This is a genomic window from Nocardiopsis sp. NPDC055879, from assembly GCF_053615935.1.
On record NZ_JBSHCT010000022.1, the window covers coordinates 41,344 to 57,028 of the forward strand.

Consider the following 15,685-nt stretch of genomic DNA (forward strand, 5'->3'; position numbering starts at 1 on the left):
TCGGAAGAAAGAGCGAAGAATGGCTGTTAAGTCCTGTCCGGAATGCGTCGCCGATGTCACCGTCGTCGACACGATCGAACGCAACGAGATCATCGAGTGCGGTGAATGCGCCGGTGAACTGGAGGTCGTCTCCCTCGACCCGCTGACCATCGCCGTCGCGCCCGAGCCCGAAGAGGACTGGGGCGAGTGAGAACCACCTCGAAGGTACGGCGAAGGGGGAGCCGATGATCAGCGTCGGAATCGTGGGTGGGGCCGGTTACATCGGCGGGGAACTGCTGCGGCTCCTCCTCGGTCATCCGGAGGTCGAGATCGTCGCGGTGACGTCGACGCGTCTCGCGGACCGCAGGGTCGACCTCACCCATCCCAACCTGCGGGGCCTGACCGATCTGGTCTACAGCTCCCCCGACCGCCTGCCCGACTGTGACGCCTTGTTCTTCACGGGTTCGGGGGCCTCCGATCCCGTGGCACGGGCCGCGGAGTCGACCAAGGGCAAGATCGTCTTCGACCTCAGCGCCGACCTGCGTTTGGCCGACCAGGAGACGTATCGCCGTCACTACGGTGAGCACTTCGCCCCGGAACTGCTCGGGACAGCCGTGCGCGGACTTCCCGAGTTGGACAGGGACCGGCTGACCCGAGCGGACCTGGTCGGTGTGCCCGGCTGCATGGCCACCGCCTCGATCCTCGCGCTGGAACCCCTCACCACGGCCGGACTGGTGGCTCCTGAGGTTTACGTGGACGGCCGGGTGGGATCCAGCGGTTCGGGGGCCTCCGCCGGTGAGATGAACCTGCACGCCGAACGCAGTGGGGTCCTGCGGCTCTTCGCTCCGGCGGGTCACCGCCACGAGGCGGAGATCGCCCAGGCCACCGGGGCCGTGCCGAGGATGTCCGCGACCGGGATCGACGCGGTACGCGGCGTTCAGGTCGTGATCCGGGCCACCACGAACCCGGACGTGACCGAACGAGAGATCCGAGCCGCCTACCGGGCCCGCTACAAGGACGAACCGTTCGTCCGCGTGGTCGCCCAGAAGCGTGGCAACTACCGACTCCCGGAACCCAAGATCCTCTTGGGATCGAACTACTGCGACGTCGGGTTCGCCCTGGAGCCGGGCACCGGGAACCTCACGCTCGTGGGCGCCCTGGACAACCTGGTCAAGGGCGGCGCGGGCAACGCGGTGCAGAGCTTGAACATCCGGATGGGCTGGGACGAACGGACCGGGCTCGGATTTCCCGGGCTCCATCCGATCTGAGGAGGATTCGATGTCCGATCACGTACTCGTGGTCAAGGTCGGCGGAGACCACTCCCTCGACCGGGAGGGGCTCTGCCGAGACCTGGGGCGCCTGGTCGCCGAGGGGCGGCGTGTGGTCCTGGTGCACGGAGGCGCCGCCGACCTCGACGACCTCGCACGACGGCTGGGGGTGCGCCAACGCAGGCTCACCACCCCCGGTGGTACGTCCAGCCGTTACACCGACCCGGCGACCCTGGAGGTGCTCCAGTACGCCCTCCTGGGCGAGTTCAAACCGGAGTTGGTGTCAAGTCTGTCCCGCGTGGGCGTGCCCGCGGTGGGGCTGAGCGGCATGGACTGTGGTCTGATCCGGGCCCGGCGGCCGAAGTCCCACCGGGTGGTCGTGGACGGCCGCACCCGAGTCGTCCGTGACGACCACAGCGGCCGGATCACCCTCGTGGACCCGGCGCTCGTCCTGTCGCTACTGGGGGAGGGGCGGGTTCCAGTGATCTCTCCGCCCGCGCTCGGGGAGGACCACCGCCCGGTCAACGTCGACGCCGACCGTACCGCCGCCGCCATCGCCGGCGCGCTCGCCGCGGCGGGTCTGCCCACCCGTCTGGTCCTGCTCACGGCCGCCCCGGGACTGCTTGCGGACCACACCGACGAATCGTCACTGCGATCCGAGGTCACCCTCAAGCCCCAGGGGGGTGTCGACGAGGCCGCGGTCGGGGGGATGTCCGTCAAACTGCGCGCGGCCCGGAGCGCCCTGCTCGACGGGGTCGACTCCGCCGTCATCGCGGACGGGCGGGTCGACTCGCCCGTGTCCGCCGCGCTGGTCGGACAGGGAACTCGTGTTCGGGTGGCCCGACCTGTTGGGAGTCATCGATGACCACACCACCGTCAACCGGGCACGCCACGGCCGACAAAGCGGGTGGAGGCAGTCTGGCCGACACCCGCCGACGGCTCATGGCGCTCCGCGAAAGCCAGCGATCCTCGGGCCTGGGTACCGGGGAGGCCATCACGGCGGTTCCCCGGGAACGTGCCCTGCCCACCTCCTTCACCCAGCAACGTCTGTGGTTCCTGGACCAGTGGGCCCCCGGGAGGTCGGTGTACAACTCCCCGGTCTCCCTGCGTCTGCGCGGCGAGCTCGACGGCTCGGCCCTGCAGAGGGCCCTGACCGCCCTTGTCGCCCGTCACGAGGTCCTCCGCACCCGATACCCCGTCAGGGACGGAGTCCCCTTTCAGGAGATCGCTCCGGCGGCCGAAGTCCCGCTCCAGGTCATCGACGCCCCTGGCGGCGACGAACAGATCCGGGAACACGTCTCGGAACTGGCCGCCGCCCCCTTCGACCTGAGGAACGGTCCGGTCCTGAGGGCGTACCTGTTGCGTCAGGCCGAAGACGTCCACGTCCTCCTCCTCTCCCTGCACCACATCGCGACCGACGGTTGGTCGACCGCGATCATCATTCGGGAACTGGTGGAGCTGTACCGCTCGGAGCGTGGTGGCGGAGCGGCCGGACTGCCCGAGCTCGCTGTGCAGTACGCCGACTACGCCGTCTGGCAGCGCGGCAGGATGACCGGGGAGCGTGCCGACGAGCAGCTGGCGTACTGGCGTGATCGGTTGACCGACCTGCCGATCCTCGACCTGCCCACGGATCGACCCCGGCCCGGGGTCCCCACACACGCGGGGACGACCCTGGACCGAGTCCTTCCCGCACGCCTACGGGACGACCTGAACCGGCTGGCCCGGGCCGAGCGGGTCACCCTGATGACGGTGGTCCTGGCCGCCTTCAACGTGCTGATGTCCAAGTACACCCAACAGGACGACATCGTGGTCGGGTCCGTGTGGTCGGGACGTGGTCGCCCGGAGGTCGAGTCCCTGGTGGGCTTCTTCTCCAACACCCTGGTGCTGCGCACCTCCACCGCCGGTGACCCGACCTTCCGTGAGCTCCTGTCCCGCACGAGGGACACCGTGATGGGCGCCCACTTCCACGAAGACCTGCCCTTCGGGAAGGTGGTCGAGGAGCTGAGCCCGGAACGCGACCCCGACCGCAATCCGCTTTTCCAGACCTCCTTCACCCTGCAACACGCGGCGATCGAGTCCGCGGAGATCGAGGACCTGCGGGTCGAGGCCTTCCCGATCGATTCGGGGACGGCCCGGTTCGACCTGGCCGTCCAACTGACGGAACTGCCCGAGGGACTACGGCTGTGGGCGGAGTTCTCCACGGAGCTGTTCGACTCCGAACGCGTCGCTCGCCTGTTCGATCACTACGAACAGGTACTGAACACCGTGGTGGTCGACCCCGGGCTGCGGCTCAGCGAGACCGGTGTGCTCACCGCGACCGAACTGGCCGAGGTGACGGGGCGGTGGAGTGACGGGGGGACGCCGGGCGAACGGCGGCTCCTCCACCGGCTGTTCGAGGCCAGGGCGGCAGAGCGGCCCGACGACGTCGCCCTGCGTTTCGAGGGTTCCGACACCACCTACGGAGAACTGGAGGGCCGGGCCAACCATCTCGCCTGGAGGCTTCGGGAACAAGGAATCGGGCCCGAGGACGTCGTCGGCGTCCTGCTGGAACGGGGCCCGGACATCCCCACCGCCTACCTGGGCGTGGGAAAGGCCGGGGCCGCCTTCATGCCGATGGATCCCGACCACCCGGCCCAACGCAGGGAGGCCATCATCGCCGACGCGGGATGCGAAGTGGTGGTCACCTCGGCGGACCTGGCCGACCTCCTGCCCGAGCACGTGCGGGCCGTCACCGTCTCCGACGAGGACCGGCCCACGGCGCCCGTCGGCCCCCCGCCGGTCACCGTGACGGGACGCAACCTCGCCTACGTGATCTTCACCTCCGGATCCACCGGCCGCCCCAAGGGGGTTCAGGTGGAGCAGTCCGCCATCACGAACTTCACCGAGGCCATCATCGAGCGGTTCGACCTCGGCCGGGGAGACCGGGTGCTCCAGTTCGCCAATCCGGCCTTCGACGTCAGCCTGTTCGACTTCTTCGCCGCCCTGGGCAGCGGAGCCACCCTCGTCCACGCGCCACGCGAGGTCCTGCTCGACCCGACCTCGCTCACCGCACTGATGCGCTCCGAACGCGTGACGGTGACGGATCTGCCGCCGGCCGTCCTCGGGATGCTCGACCCGGACGACCTCCCCGACCTGCGCGCGCTGTTCGTGGGGTTGGAGGCCTTCCCCGCCGAACTGGTCAATCGATGGCGCACCCCGGACCGGGAGTTCCACAACGGTTACGGCCCCACCGAGGCGACGGTCGCCTGCACGGACTACGCGTGCCCCGACGAGGAACACACCGCCATGCCGCCCATCGGCGGTCCCTTGCGCGGCTACCGCGTCTACGTCCTGGACCGCTTCGGAGCGCCCGTACCCGAAGGCGTCCCAGGGGAGCTCTACGTCGCCGGAGCCGGTGTGGCACGCGGATACGTGAACCGTCCCGACGCCACCGCGGAACGTTTCGTCCCCGACCCCTACGGCCCTCCCGGAGCTCGCGCCTACCGTACCGGTGACCTGGTCCACTGGGACTCCAACGGTGACCTGCGCTTCCTCGGCCGCGTGGACGACCAGATCAAGATCCGCGGCCTCCGAGTCGAACCCGGTGAGGTCGAGCGATCCCTCACCGCCCACCCCGAGGTGGACGAGGCCGTGGTGGTACGCCATGGTTCGGGCGCCGACGCCCGACTGGTCGCCTACCTCACCCCCCTCGACGCGGAAGCGGGGGGACCCGATCTCGACGGGGTACGACGGACGGCCGCCGAACACCTTCCCTCCTCCCTGGTCCCAGCGGTCATGATCGTGCTGCCCGAGATTCCGCGTGGCGCCAGCGGCAAGATCGATCGTGGCCTTTTGCCGGCCCCCGAGGAAAGTGTGGTGCGGCGGACGCCGACGCCTCCCTCGACCGACACCCAGTGGGGGCTCGCGCGGATCTGGGAGGACCTCCTGGACCGGGGCGACCAGGACGAGGTCGACGTCCACGACGGGTTCTTCGAGGTCGGTGGGAACTCGCTCAAGGTCACCGAACTGGCCTCGCGGATCGAATCGGCCTTCGGAGTGCGGCTGGAGCTGAGGGATCTCTTCGTGAACTCCAGCATCTTCGCCCTCGCCGAGCTCATCGAGTCCGACGAGCTGGCGGGGACTTCCGACGACGACCTGCTCGCCTTGTTGAACGAGGCGGAAGGGAGCACCCCATGACGGTGCGGACACCGATGGAGCCCACCCCCGGGCTCAGCACCCGGCAGCGGGCCTTCCGTGAGGAGGTGCGTTCCCTGCTCACGGGACCGGAGGTGGCCGCGGAGCTCGCGGAGCTGGCCGCCCGTCCCCCGGGAGAGGAACCGGTTCTGCTGGAGATCTACCGGACGTTGGGGCGCAGGGGCCTGCTGGCCCCCAGCTGGCCGGTCGAGTACGGCGGTCTCGGCCTCGGTCCGGTGGAGTCCGCCATCGTCACGGAGGAGATGACGCTCGCCGGTGTCCCCGACGACGTGCACGTCCTCGGTGTGGACCTCGTCGGCATGTTCCTGCTGGCGGAGGGAAGCCCGGAGCAGAAGCGGGAGCACCTCCCGGCCCTGGCCGCGGGCGAACGGGTCGCGACCGTTCTGTTCACCGAGCCAGGCTGTGGCTCGGACCTGTCCGGGCTGTCCACTCGTGCCGAGCCGGACGGGGACGGGTGGCGGTTGCACGGCTCCAAGGTCTACAACATGAAGTCCCAGTACGGCGAGATCGCCTTGTGCGCCGCGCGGACCAGCGAAGGTCCGGTGGCCATGCACGGGATCACCCTGTTCCTGCTGCCGTTGCGCTCACCGGGCGTCCACGTCGAGCCGGTGCCGAGCATGGCCGACGAGTGCTTCGGCCTCGTCGTCATCGACGGCGTGCGGCTGGGTCCGGAGGACGTCGTCGGACGGTTGGACGACGGATGGCGGCTGATGAACGAGCTGCTCCAGCTGGAACGCACCGGGATCGACTTCCACGGCAAGGCCCGACGCCTGCTGGACCTGGTGATGGAGCGAGCGGTGCGCGCGGGCCGACTCGATGATCCCGTGTTCGCGGTCCGGTTCGCGGAATTGGACGCGCGACTGCGTGCCTCCCACGCCCTGGCGTGGGAGATGGTCCACAACCTCGATCTCGGTGCCCCGGACCCCGTGGCGTCCGCGATGAGCAAGTGGTACGCGAGCGAGCAGTTCCGGCCGATCCTCGATACGGGGTCGGAGGTCGACGGCGTCGACTCGCAACTGACCCGCTGGGACGAACGGGCGGGGAGCACCTCGCGGTTCGAGGCCGACTACCGCATGGCACCCGCGCAACGGCTGGCCTCCGGTACCTCCGAGGTCATGCTCTACCTGATCGCGACCAACGGTCTGGGGATGCTCTGAGATGACGATCGAAACCGCCACGTCCGAGTCGACCTCCGCGGGGACCACCCCGGCCGAGGTGCGCGCGGCGTGCGCCGAGCTCTTCCACGAAGACCTGAACCCGGTCCTGCGCAGGGTCGGTGATCGACCCAGGGGCAGTGGCGGGTCCGCGGTCCTGAACGGGGACGACGCGGAGGCCCGAGCCGGTGTGTGGGCGACCCTCACCGACATGGGTGTGCTGCGAGCGGCCCTGCCGGTACGCCTGGGCGGGGCCGAAAAGGCCCTGGAGACCACCGTCGAGGTGGCCGAACTCACCGGACCCGGCCTGTACCAGAGCGCCCTTCCCGACACCCTGGCGGTCGCCGACCTCCTGGCCCTCGATGGACGCCACGACGAACTCCTCGACTCCGTCGCCGAGGGACGGAGCACCATGTCCCTGGCCGTTCGGGAGCGAGGCGTGGACGAGCCCGGGACCGTCGGCCCCCTGACGGTCGACGCACACGACGGGACGGTGACCGGCACGCGCCGGTTCGTCGCCTTCGCGGCGGACACGGACCTGCTGCTGGCCGTGGGCACGGTCGGGGGAGATCCGTACTCCTGCCTGGTCCCCACCGCACAGCCGGGTGTCCGGATCCGCCGTCAGGACGACCTCGGCCGCGGCGACCTGTACGAGGTCACCTTCGAACGGGCCGTCCTCGCCCCGAACGGCCTGATCGAGGTCGGTACCGACTACGCGAAGGTCCTGGCCCGGGCCAGGATCAGGCACGCGGCCTACCTGTCGGGCCTGTGCCGCGGAGCCCTAGATCTCACCGTCGCCCATTTGAAGGAGCGCCGGGCCTTCGGCGCTCCCCTCGCCAGGATGCAGGCGCCCGCCTACCGGCTCGCGGGGCTCAGTGCCGAGAACGCCGCCTTGGCGGCCCTGGTCCGTCGTACCGCGCGAGCCGCCGACTCCGGAGCGGACGACATTCGCCTTCACGCGGCCCAAGCCGCCTTCCTCGCCGGTGACCTCGCCCGCGTCGTGTCCGCGGAGGCCGTACACCTGCACGGTGCCCTCGGTATGACGGAGCGGTGTGACGCGTCGTTCTTCTACCGCCGGGCGGCGGTGGACGCGCAGCGTTTCGGCACCGCCACCGGGCTCCGTCGGGAGGCCGCCCGGCTGCTTCACTCCAGCTTCGTCGACGACCTTGGAAAGGGATGACGATGTCGACAACGGGAACCACCGATCCGGTATCCCTGCTCCAGGACCTGATCAGGATCGACACCACCAATCCGCCCGGCGACGAGGGAGCGTGCGCCGCCTACGTCACCGATCTGTTGGACGGCGACGAGGAGATCGATGTCAAGGTCATCGGGGTCACCCCTGAACGGGCCAACGTGGTCGCTCGCTTCAAGGGCAGGGGGGAAGCGCCCCCTCTACTCCTGCACGCCCACTCCGACGTCGTCCCCGTCACCGGCCAGGACTGGCTGTACCCGCCCTTCGAAGGACGTCTCGTCGACGGTGAGGTGTGGGGGCGAGGGGCCATCGACATGAAGGGCGGCCTCGCGATGATGCTGTCCTCCCTCCTGCGCATGCGCGAGCGTGGGGAACGACCCGCCGGGGACGTCCTGCTCGCCGTCGTCGCCGACGAGGAGAACGGAAGTGGGGTCGGCGCCCGCCACCTGGTCCGAAACCACGCGGAACTGTTCGAGGGCGTGCGCTACGCCATCGGGGAGGAGGCGGGTGCCGACATCGAGTTGGACGGTGTGCGCTTCCACCCCATCGTCGTGGCGGAGAAACGCGCCTGTTGGCTACGCGCCACCCTGCGCGGCCCCGGGGGGCACGGTTCACGGATGATGCCCGCGAAGACCCCGATGAGGCGTCTGGCCGGCCTGCTCACCGCACTCACCGGAGCGCGCCTCCCGCGTCACAAGGGGGTCGCGGCGGACCGGATGCTCGCCGAACTGTCCCGGCGGTTGCCCGGACCGACGGGTGAGGCCGTACGCGGGCTGAGGGAGGACGATGCCCTCGACCGGCTGCCCACCGGCCTCCCCGACGAACAGGCCCGCTACCTGGACTCGGTGCTCCGTCACACGGTCAACCCGACCGTGGTGCACACCCCGGACAAGATCAACATGATGCCTGAAAGCGTCAGCGTCGACATGGACGGCCGCATCCTGCCAGGAGACTTCACCGTGGCGGACTTCGAGGCCGAGGTGCGTGCCCTGGCCGGTCCGGACATCGAGTTCGAACTCCTCCTGGAGGGGGCCCGGGTCGATCCCGGTCGGATCCGCGAGCCCGAGTTCGGCGGCTTCTACGACTCCATGGTCGAGATCCTGGAGAAGGCCGATCCGGGGGCGGTGCCCCTGCCCATGATCACGCCGGCGTCCACCGACAACAGGCTCTTCGCCCAGCTGGGCATCCGCTGCTACGGATGGTTGCCCATGCGCCTGCCCGCGGGTGCTCCGCACCGGGGGATGCTGCACCAGGCCAACGAGCGGATCCCCGTCGACGCCCTGCGCTTCGGCACGGACTGCCTGTCCACCCTGCTGCGCGACCACCGATGAGGACCGGAGTACGAGGAAGAGGCGAACATGGGCACCGAATGGCTGACCGACGAGCGTGGGGCACTGCTACGGGAACTGCGCCGCAGACGCGGTATCGGACGAGATGACCGAATTCCGCCTCGTTCCGGGGCGGAGGGTCCCGCACGGCTCTCACCCGGCCAGCGCAGGCTGTGGTTCTTGGACCGGTTGCGGCCGGGAACCGCGCTGTACAACGTCAGCGCGGGAGCGCGGCTGCGCGGCGAACTCGACGTCACCGCGTTGCGTACGGCCCTGACCGGGATCGTCACGCGTCACGAGGTCCTTCGTTCGGTCTTCGAACAGGCCGCCGATGGTGAACCCGTCCAACGGGTCCTTCCCCCCTCGGAGGTCGACCTCTCGATCTCCGACGTGGACGGCGACCCGTTCGACCGGGCTCGGGTGATCGCGGCCGAGCCCTTCGACCTGGAGCGTGGTCCCGTCGCCCGCTTCCACCTGCTGAGGGTCACGCCCCGAGAACACCTACTCGTGGTCTCGCTCCACCACATGGTCTCCGACGGCTGGTCGCTGGAGATCCTCGTGTCGGAACTGGTGGCCGCCTACGGGGCAGGAGGCGCCGTCACCGAACCGCCCCTGGACATCCAGTACGCCGACTACGCCGTGTGGCAGAACGAGCGCGAGGACGCGCCGGCGGTCACGCGCCAGCTCGACCATTGGCGGGACCGGCTGGCGGGAGCACCCCTGACGGAGGTCCCGACGGACCGGGCACGGCCGGGGACACCGGACTTCTCCGGGGGGTCGATCGTCCTGACCCTCCCCGCCCACACCGCGATCGATCGGCTCGTCGAGGAACACCGCACGACACCGTTCGCGGTGGGGTTCGCCGCGTTCGCCACGGTCCTTTCCCGCTGGTCGCGTCAGGACGACCTGGTCGTCGCGGTGCCGGTGGCGGGACGCCAGCGCCCCGAGGTGAACCGGCTGATCGGCTTCTTCGTCAACACCCTTCCGGTACGCGTCGACCTGTCCGACGACCCGACGTTCGGTGCCCTGGTGGCACGGATCCACGACGGCATGCTCGACGCCCACTCCAACGCGGACGTCCCCTTCGATCGGATCGTCGACGCCGTGCGGGCCGAGCGGGACCCCGGAGGCCGTACGGCCCTGGTCCGCCACCTGTTCCAGGTGGACGAGGAGCCTCGTCCGGAACCGGTGGTGCGCGGCCTCGGCTTCGACCTGGTCGCCCTGGACACCGGCACCGCCAAGTTCGACCTGGAGGTCAATCTCGAACCCCTGTCGGAGGGGGGATGGGAGGTCCGTTTGGAGTACAGCGCCGAGCTGTACGACGAGGCGACCGCCCGGAGCCTGGCGGACTCCCTGCGCCTGGTGCTCACCGACGCGGACCCGGATGTGCCGGTGTCCCGGCTCGGATTGGTGGCGGACGACGTCCACACGGAACTCCTGGACGTGTTCGGCGGCACGGAGGAGCCGGTGCCCGGCACCGGATCCACCACCCTGCACGAACTGTTCGAGGATCGGGTCGCCGCCCACCCTGACGCGATCGCCCTCCAGTACGAGGGCGTCACCCTGACCTACCGAGAGCTGGATCGGCGCTCCAACCGGCTCGCGCGAATGCTGCGCGCCGAAGGGGTGGGTCCGGACACGGTCGTCGGCGTCGGACTGCCGCGCGGCCCGGATCTGCTCGTCGGCCTGCTCGCCGCTCTCAAGGCGGGCGGCGCCTATCTCCCCCTGGACACGAAGTACCCGCCCGAACGACTCCGGATGATGCTGGAGGACACACGGGCCAAGGTGGTCATCGCCGACGCGACCGAGGTTCCTCCCGACGTCGCCGCGGTGGTCGATTCGTCCGCTCGCCTGATCTGTCCCGACCGGGACGCGGCAGAGATCGCCGAGTGGTCCGCGGCACCACTTCGGCTCCGTGTCAGTGACCGGTCCCTGGCCTACGTCATCCACACCTCCGGCTCCACCGGGCGCCCGAAGGGGGCGATGAACGAACACCGTGCCGTGGTCAACCGGTTGCTGTGGATGCAGAGGACCTACGGGTTGGAGATCGGCGAGGGAGTCCTTCAGAAGACCCCGATCGGGTTCGACGTCTCGGTGTGGGAACTGTTCTGGCCGCTGATCACCGGAGCGCGGTGCGTACTCGCTCGACCCGGCGGCCACGCGGATCCCGGATACCTGTCCGAACTGGTGGACCGGGCGGACGTATCCACGATCCACTTCGTGCCCTCCATGCTCGACCTGTTCCTCACGGCCCCCTCGTTGGAGGGCTGTCGACGGTTGCGCCGGATCGTGTGCAGCGGGGAGGAACTGCCCTCCCGGCTGGTCCGGGAGGTCGAGCGACGCCTGCCGGAAGTACCCGTCTTCAACCTCTATGGGCCCACCGAGGCCGCCATCGACGTCACCTGGTTCGACTGTCGCGACGGCTACGGGCACCGTGTCCCCATCGGTCGTCCGATCGACGGTTGCACCATCCGTGTCGTGGACGAGGACATGGCGCCCGTCCCGATCGGTGCGCCCGGGGAGCTGATGATCGGCGGCGTCCAGGTCTGCCGTGGCTATTGGGAACGCCCCGGGCTCACCGCCGAGCGGTTCGTACCGGACCCGTTCGGCGGTCCCGGTGCCCGTCTCTATCGCACCGGAGACCTGGCCCGGTGGCGATCGGACGGGACGGTGGAGTACCTGGGCCGAATGGACGGCCAGGTCAAGTTGCGGGGCATGCGCGTGGAGTTGGGGGAGATCGAGGTCGCCCTGACCGAGTTGGAGGGCGTCGAGTCGGCGGTCGCCGACGTGCGCACCGATGGCTCGACCGGCCCCGTACTGGTCGCCTACGTGCTCCTGGCCGACGAATCGGTCGAGAACACGGAGGAACGCGTGCCGAACCTGCAAAAGGCCCTGCGCGGACGTCTTCCGTCGCACATGGTCCCCGTCTCGTTCACCCGGGTCGACGAATGGCCGCTCAGCCCCAACGGAAAGCTCGACCGTCGACGACTCCCCACACCCGACCGACCCTGTGGGGACCGGGGGGCGACGGCCCCCGCCACACCCGGCGAGCGCGCCCTGGCCCGGTTGTGGGCGGAGATCCTGGACACGGACGGAATCGGAGTCGGGGACGACTTCTTCGATCTCGGGGGCAACTCCCTCCTGGCGGTCAAACTCGCGCACCGGATCCGAGTGGAACTGGGCACCGAACTGCCGATGGAGAGCCTGTTCACCATGCCGACGGTCGGCGCGATGGCCGCGGAGATCCAACGCGTCGGACGCCGCACCGTGACGAAGGGACCGTCGCTGCGCAGGGTCGACCGCACCGGATACCGGGTCGGGGCCGGTACGGACACCAAGACAACTCTCGACGATGGAGACGCGACATGACCACGAAGACGGGGGAGGACCTCTACGTCCTCCCGGCATCGTACGGACAGGAACGGCTGTGGCTGCTGGAACAGGTCACCCCGGACATGCCGCTGTACAACGTGCCCATGGCCCTGCGTCTGAAGGGACGACTCGACGCACCGGCGTTGGCCGGAGCGCTCTCCGGTCTGGTGGAACGGCACGAGGTGCTGCGCACCGTTCTACGACTGCGGGATGGAGGGGTCATGCAGGTCGTGCGGGAAGCACGGCCGGTCACCCTCGTGACCGAACCCCTGGCCGACTCCGAGGAGGCGCTCCTGGCGCGGATCGAGGAGCTGACCGCGGAACCCTTCGACCTGGCCGAGGGCCCCCTGCTCCGCGGACACCTGTTGCGGGTGTCCGAGGAGCATCACGTCCTCGTCGTCATCGCCCACCACACCGTCACCGATGGATGGTCCCTGGGGGTGATGCTCGCCGAGATCGCGACCCTGTACGCGTCCGCGGTCGAGGGCGGGGGGAGGGAACTCGCGGAGGTTCCCGTGCAGTACGCGGACTACGCGTTGTGGCAGCGCGAGCAGGTCGAGGGCGGTTCGCTCGACGACCAGATCCGCTACTGGCGTGATCGTCTGAAGGGCGTCCGCCCGCTCGCCCTGCCCACCGGCACGGAGGGCACCGGCCGGCCCCCGCACGCTTCGGTCACCGCCCCACTGCGCGTCGCGCCGGTCACGGTTCGACATCTGCGCGGACTCGCTCCGGCCGGCGTCACCCCCACCATGGTGGTGATGGCCGCCTACACCGCCGTCCTCGCCCGTTGGAGTGGTCAGGACGACGTCGTGCTCGCCCTGCCGGTGGCCGGGCGCGGCGAGCCGGAACTGGAGAGCCTGGTCGGCTTCTTCGTCAACACCCTCCCGGTGCGCGTCGACCTGTCGGGGGACCCCACACTGCTCACCTTGTTGGAACGTGTGCGTGACAGCAGCTTCGGTGCCTATGGCCACGCCGATGTCCCCTTCGAGGTCCTGGTCAACGAACTCAAACCGGAACGCCGGACCGGACGGCCCCCGTTGGCGCAGGTCATGCTCGCGGTCGACAACACACCTCTCGCGGCGCGGGTCGATCTTCCCGGGGTGACCGCCGAGCCGGTCCACCTGTCCCAGGGCAGCGCGATCTTCGACGCCACGGTCGACCTGGTGGAGAACGACGACACGCTGAGCGGAACGATCGGTCTGCGCGCCGATTGGTTCCGTCAGGAGACCGCCGAGCTGTTCAGCAAATCGATCCAGGCGGTCCTGCGTGCCTGGGGCACCGACCCCGACGCTCGGCTGTCCGAGCTTCCCTGCCCCTTGGCGGACAGGGATTCCGAGGTCGCCGTGGCGACCCCGGTGGAGGAGGGCGAACCCGCGGCCGGGGCGCTGGACGGCGCGGGGTCCCTGCCGTCGAATCCGACCGAGCACCTGATCCTGAGCCTGTGGAGCGAGGAGTTCGGCACGAAGATCGTCAGTGTCGACGAGGAGTTCTACGCTCTGGGCGGCGACTCCATGCGTGCGGTACGGATCGTCATGCGGGCTCGGGAGAAGGGCGTCGAACTACCGGTGGAAATGGTGCTCGGAGAGCACACCGTCCGGCAGCTCACCTCGGCGATGACGTGAGACGGTGGCGGGACCGTACGGATGACACCGTACGGTCCCGCCACGTGTCGCTCGGTCCACTCAGGCCATTCAGGCCACTCGGACCACTCAGACCGTCGGTGCTCCTTGTTCCGCTCGGTCCGGGACGTCGCGCAGTCGTCGCACCGGCCCCAGCAGCACGGGCAGGCAGGAGACCAGCAGGATGACGGGTGCGAGCCACAACGTCTCGCGGGCGCCGATCAGGTCGGCCAGGGACCCGGCGCCCAGGGCACCGATCGGAATCGCGCCGAAACTCACCAGACGGTAAGTGGCGTTCATCCGCGTACGAAGGTCCGGGAGGGTGAGCCTCTGCCGGATGGTCGTCGCCACCACGCTGCCGGCCGCGGCACCACCGGAGCCGATGAAGAACGCCGCGCCCGCCGCGGAGAAGCCCAGCGCGTCCACCCCTCCGAAGGCGGGAAGAAGGAAATAGGGGAAGGTGGAGAACAGCAGCACGGTCAGCATGCTCGGGCCGTATCCGATTCGCCTGATGAGCAGGGGGACGCTCAGGGCGCCGGTGACCGCGCCGAGACCTCCCACCAGCATCAGGGTGCCGTACAGACCACTGCTCATCCCCATCCCGTCGACCAGGTACATCAGGCCGCCCACGGTGACCAGCGGAATTCCGGCGTTGTAGATCGCCGCGTGGATCGACACGGCCCTGACCGGGGGATTGGAGAACACGGCGCGTACGCCGTCGGCCAGTTCGGCACGTGGATCGCGGTCTCCCGCACGAGTGGGGACCCGTTCCCGGTGACGGACGAAGAAGAGGGTCAGGGCCGAACCCAGGTACGCCAGCCCGCTCGCCCCCATCGCCGAGGCGGGACCCAGCAGTGACGCGGTCCAGCCACCCACACCCGGTCCGGCGGTGCCGCCCACGGCGATGTTCGCCGACATCCGACTGTGCGCGGTGTCGAGGAACCCGGAGGAGACCAGGCGTGGCACGTAGGACACCAACGCGATGTCGTAGACCACCGTCAGGCAACCTCCGATCAGTGCCGCGACCAGGAGGTGGGGGAGCGTCATCTGACCGCTCAGCGCCAAGGCGGCGATCGTCAGCACGACCGAGGCCCTGAGCAGGTCCACCACGATCAGCACGGGTCGGAGGGCCCGGTGCTCCAGCAGCAGGCCCGCCAACAGGGGAAGCACCACGAACGGTGCCATGTACAGGGCCTGGAGCAGACCCACCTGGAATCCGGAGGCGTCCAAGAGGGAGATCGCCAGCAGGGGCAGCAGGAACAGGGTCGTCTGTGAACCCAACTGGGAGAAGAAGTCGCCTCCCCAGAGAAGACGGAAGTCCCGTGCCGGCGCCGCCCCCTTCCCGGATTCGGTGGTCGATATGGGATCAAGGGCCGTCATCGAGGACCTCCTACGAAGGGATTCGGCTCGGTACGCCGGGCATGGAGCGGCACCCTCGGACGTTCGCACCGCTTCCGCGCCGCCGTGGAGTCCGGGAAACCCCTGATTTCGGTGCGGCGCCACGAGGAGGACTGTGGGGAAAGGTCGCGACCGGTTGGTTCCGGGGCGCATACGACCGGGATCCGACGAACGAAGG

At 69.5% G+C, this 15,685-nt stretch carries 10 protein-coding genes; 9 read left to right on the forward strand and 1 reads right to left on the reverse strand.

The genetic code is table 11. The annotated features are described in order from the left end of the window. Window positions 1-19: 19 nt before the first annotated feature. Genes lysW through ACWGKS_RS23790 form a run of 9 tightly spaced genes read left to right on the forward strand, consistent with a single transcriptional unit; the run spans window position 20 to window position 14,112 of the window. Window positions 20-190 (forward strand): lysine biosynthesis protein LysW, encoded by a 171-nt coding sequence (gene lysW / locus ACWGKS_RS23750; protein WP_358511800.1) that lies wholly within the window; start codon window positions 20-22, stop codon window positions 188-190. Between the two features lie 34 nt (window positions 191-224). Next, window positions 225-1,247: an N-acetyl-gamma-glutamyl-phosphate reductase gene (gene argC / locus ACWGKS_RS23755; protein ID WP_358511803.1), complete on the forward strand. Its 1,023-nt coding sequence runs from the start codon at window positions 225-227 to the stop codon at window positions 1,245-1,247. A gap of 10 nt (window positions 1,248-1,257) precedes the next feature. Continuing rightward, a complete protein-coding gene (locus ACWGKS_RS23760; protein WP_452524088.1) occupies window positions 1,258-2,112 on the forward strand; it encodes a [LysW]-aminoadipate kinase in 855 nt (284 codons plus the stop codon). Continuing rightward, entirely contained in the window at window positions 2,109-5,423 is a 3,315-nt protein-coding gene (locus ACWGKS_RS23765; RefSeq protein WP_452524090.1) for a non-ribosomal peptide synthetase, read from the forward strand. The genes ACWGKS_RS23760 and ACWGKS_RS23765 overlap by 4 nt, the downstream gene beginning before the upstream one ends. Continuing rightward, complete coding sequence (locus ACWGKS_RS23770) at window positions 5,420-6,598, forward strand: acyl-CoA dehydrogenase family protein (RefSeq protein WP_452524092.1); 1,179 nt, start codon at window positions 5,420-5,422, stop codon at window positions 6,596-6,598. Before ACWGKS_RS23765 ends, ACWGKS_RS23770 begins: the two co-directional genes overlap by 4 nt. A gap of 1 nt (window position 6,599) precedes the next feature. Beyond that, window positions 6,600-7,775, forward strand: a complete 1,176-nt coding sequence (locus ACWGKS_RS23775) for an acyl-CoA dehydrogenase family protein (RefSeq protein WP_452524093.1) — start codon at window positions 6,600-6,602, stop codon at window positions 7,773-7,775. Window positions 7,776-7,777: 2 nt separating this feature from the next. Continuing rightward, on the forward strand, window positions 7,778-9,121 hold the full coding sequence (locus tag ACWGKS_RS23780; RefSeq protein WP_452524095.1) for a M20/M25/M40 family metallo-hydrolase: 1,344 nt from the start codon (window positions 7,778-7,780) through the stop codon (window positions 9,119-9,121). Between the two features lie 27 nt (window positions 9,122-9,148). Then, window positions 9,149-12,487 (forward strand): non-ribosomal peptide synthetase, encoded by a 3,339-nt coding sequence (locus ACWGKS_RS23785; RefSeq protein ID WP_452524097.1) that lies wholly within the window; start codon window positions 9,149-9,151, stop codon window positions 12,485-12,487. Next, the gene (locus tag ACWGKS_RS23790) at window positions 12,484-14,112 is read left to right on the forward strand and encodes a condensation domain-containing protein (protein WP_452524099.1); all 1,629 of its coding nucleotides are present in this window, start codon (window positions 12,484-12,486) and stop codon (window positions 14,110-14,112) included. Before ACWGKS_RS23785 ends, ACWGKS_RS23790 begins: the two co-directional genes overlap by 4 nt. A gap of 87 nt (window positions 14,113-14,199) precedes the next feature. On the opposite strand, the gene ACWGKS_RS23795 is transcribed toward ACWGKS_RS23790, so the two are convergent. After that, on the reverse strand, window positions 14,200-15,489 hold the full coding sequence (locus tag ACWGKS_RS23795) for an MFS transporter (protein ID WP_358511826.1): 1,290 nt from the start codon (window positions 15,487-15,489) through the stop codon (window positions 14,200-14,202). Window positions 15,490-15,685 lie beyond the last annotated feature (196 nt).

Bases quoted from the DNA above. Each gene is read 5' to 3' on its own strand.
- ACWGKS_RS23765 (WP_452524090.1), top strand. From the start codon at position 2,109: ATGACCACACCACCGTCAACCGGGCACGCCACGGCCGACAAAGCGGGT.
- argC (WP_358511803.1), top strand. From the start codon at position 225: ATGATCAGCGTCGGAATCGTGGGTGGGGCCGGTTACATCGGCGGGGAA.
- ACWGKS_RS23795 (WP_358511826.1), bottom strand. From the start codon at position 15,489: ATGACGGCCCTTGATCCCATATCGACCACCGAATCCGGGAAGGGGGCG.
- ACWGKS_RS23760 (WP_452524088.1), top strand. From the start codon at position 1,258: ATGTCCGATCACGTACTCGTGGTCAAGGTCGGCGGAGACCACTCCCTC.
- ACWGKS_RS23785 (WP_452524097.1), top strand. From the start codon at position 9,149: ATGGGCACCGAATGGCTGACCGACGAGCGTGGGGCACTGCTACGGGAA.
- lysW (WP_358511800.1), top strand. From the start codon at position 20: ATGGCTGTTAAGTCCTGTCCGGAATGCGTCGCCGATGTCACCGTCGTC.
- ACWGKS_RS23770 (WP_452524092.1), top strand. From the start codon at position 5,420: ATGACGGTGCGGACACCGATGGAGCCCACCCCCGGGCTCAGCACCCGG.
- ACWGKS_RS23790 (WP_452524099.1), top strand. From the start codon at position 12,484: ATGACCACGAAGACGGGGGAGGACCTCTACGTCCTCCCGGCATCGTAC.
- ACWGKS_RS23775 (WP_452524093.1), top strand. From the start codon at position 6,600: ATGACGATCGAAACCGCCACGTCCGAGTCGACCTCCGCGGGGACCACC.
- ACWGKS_RS23780 (WP_452524095.1), top strand. From the start codon at position 7,778: ATGTCGACAACGGGAACCACCGATCCGGTATCCCTGCTCCAGGACCTG.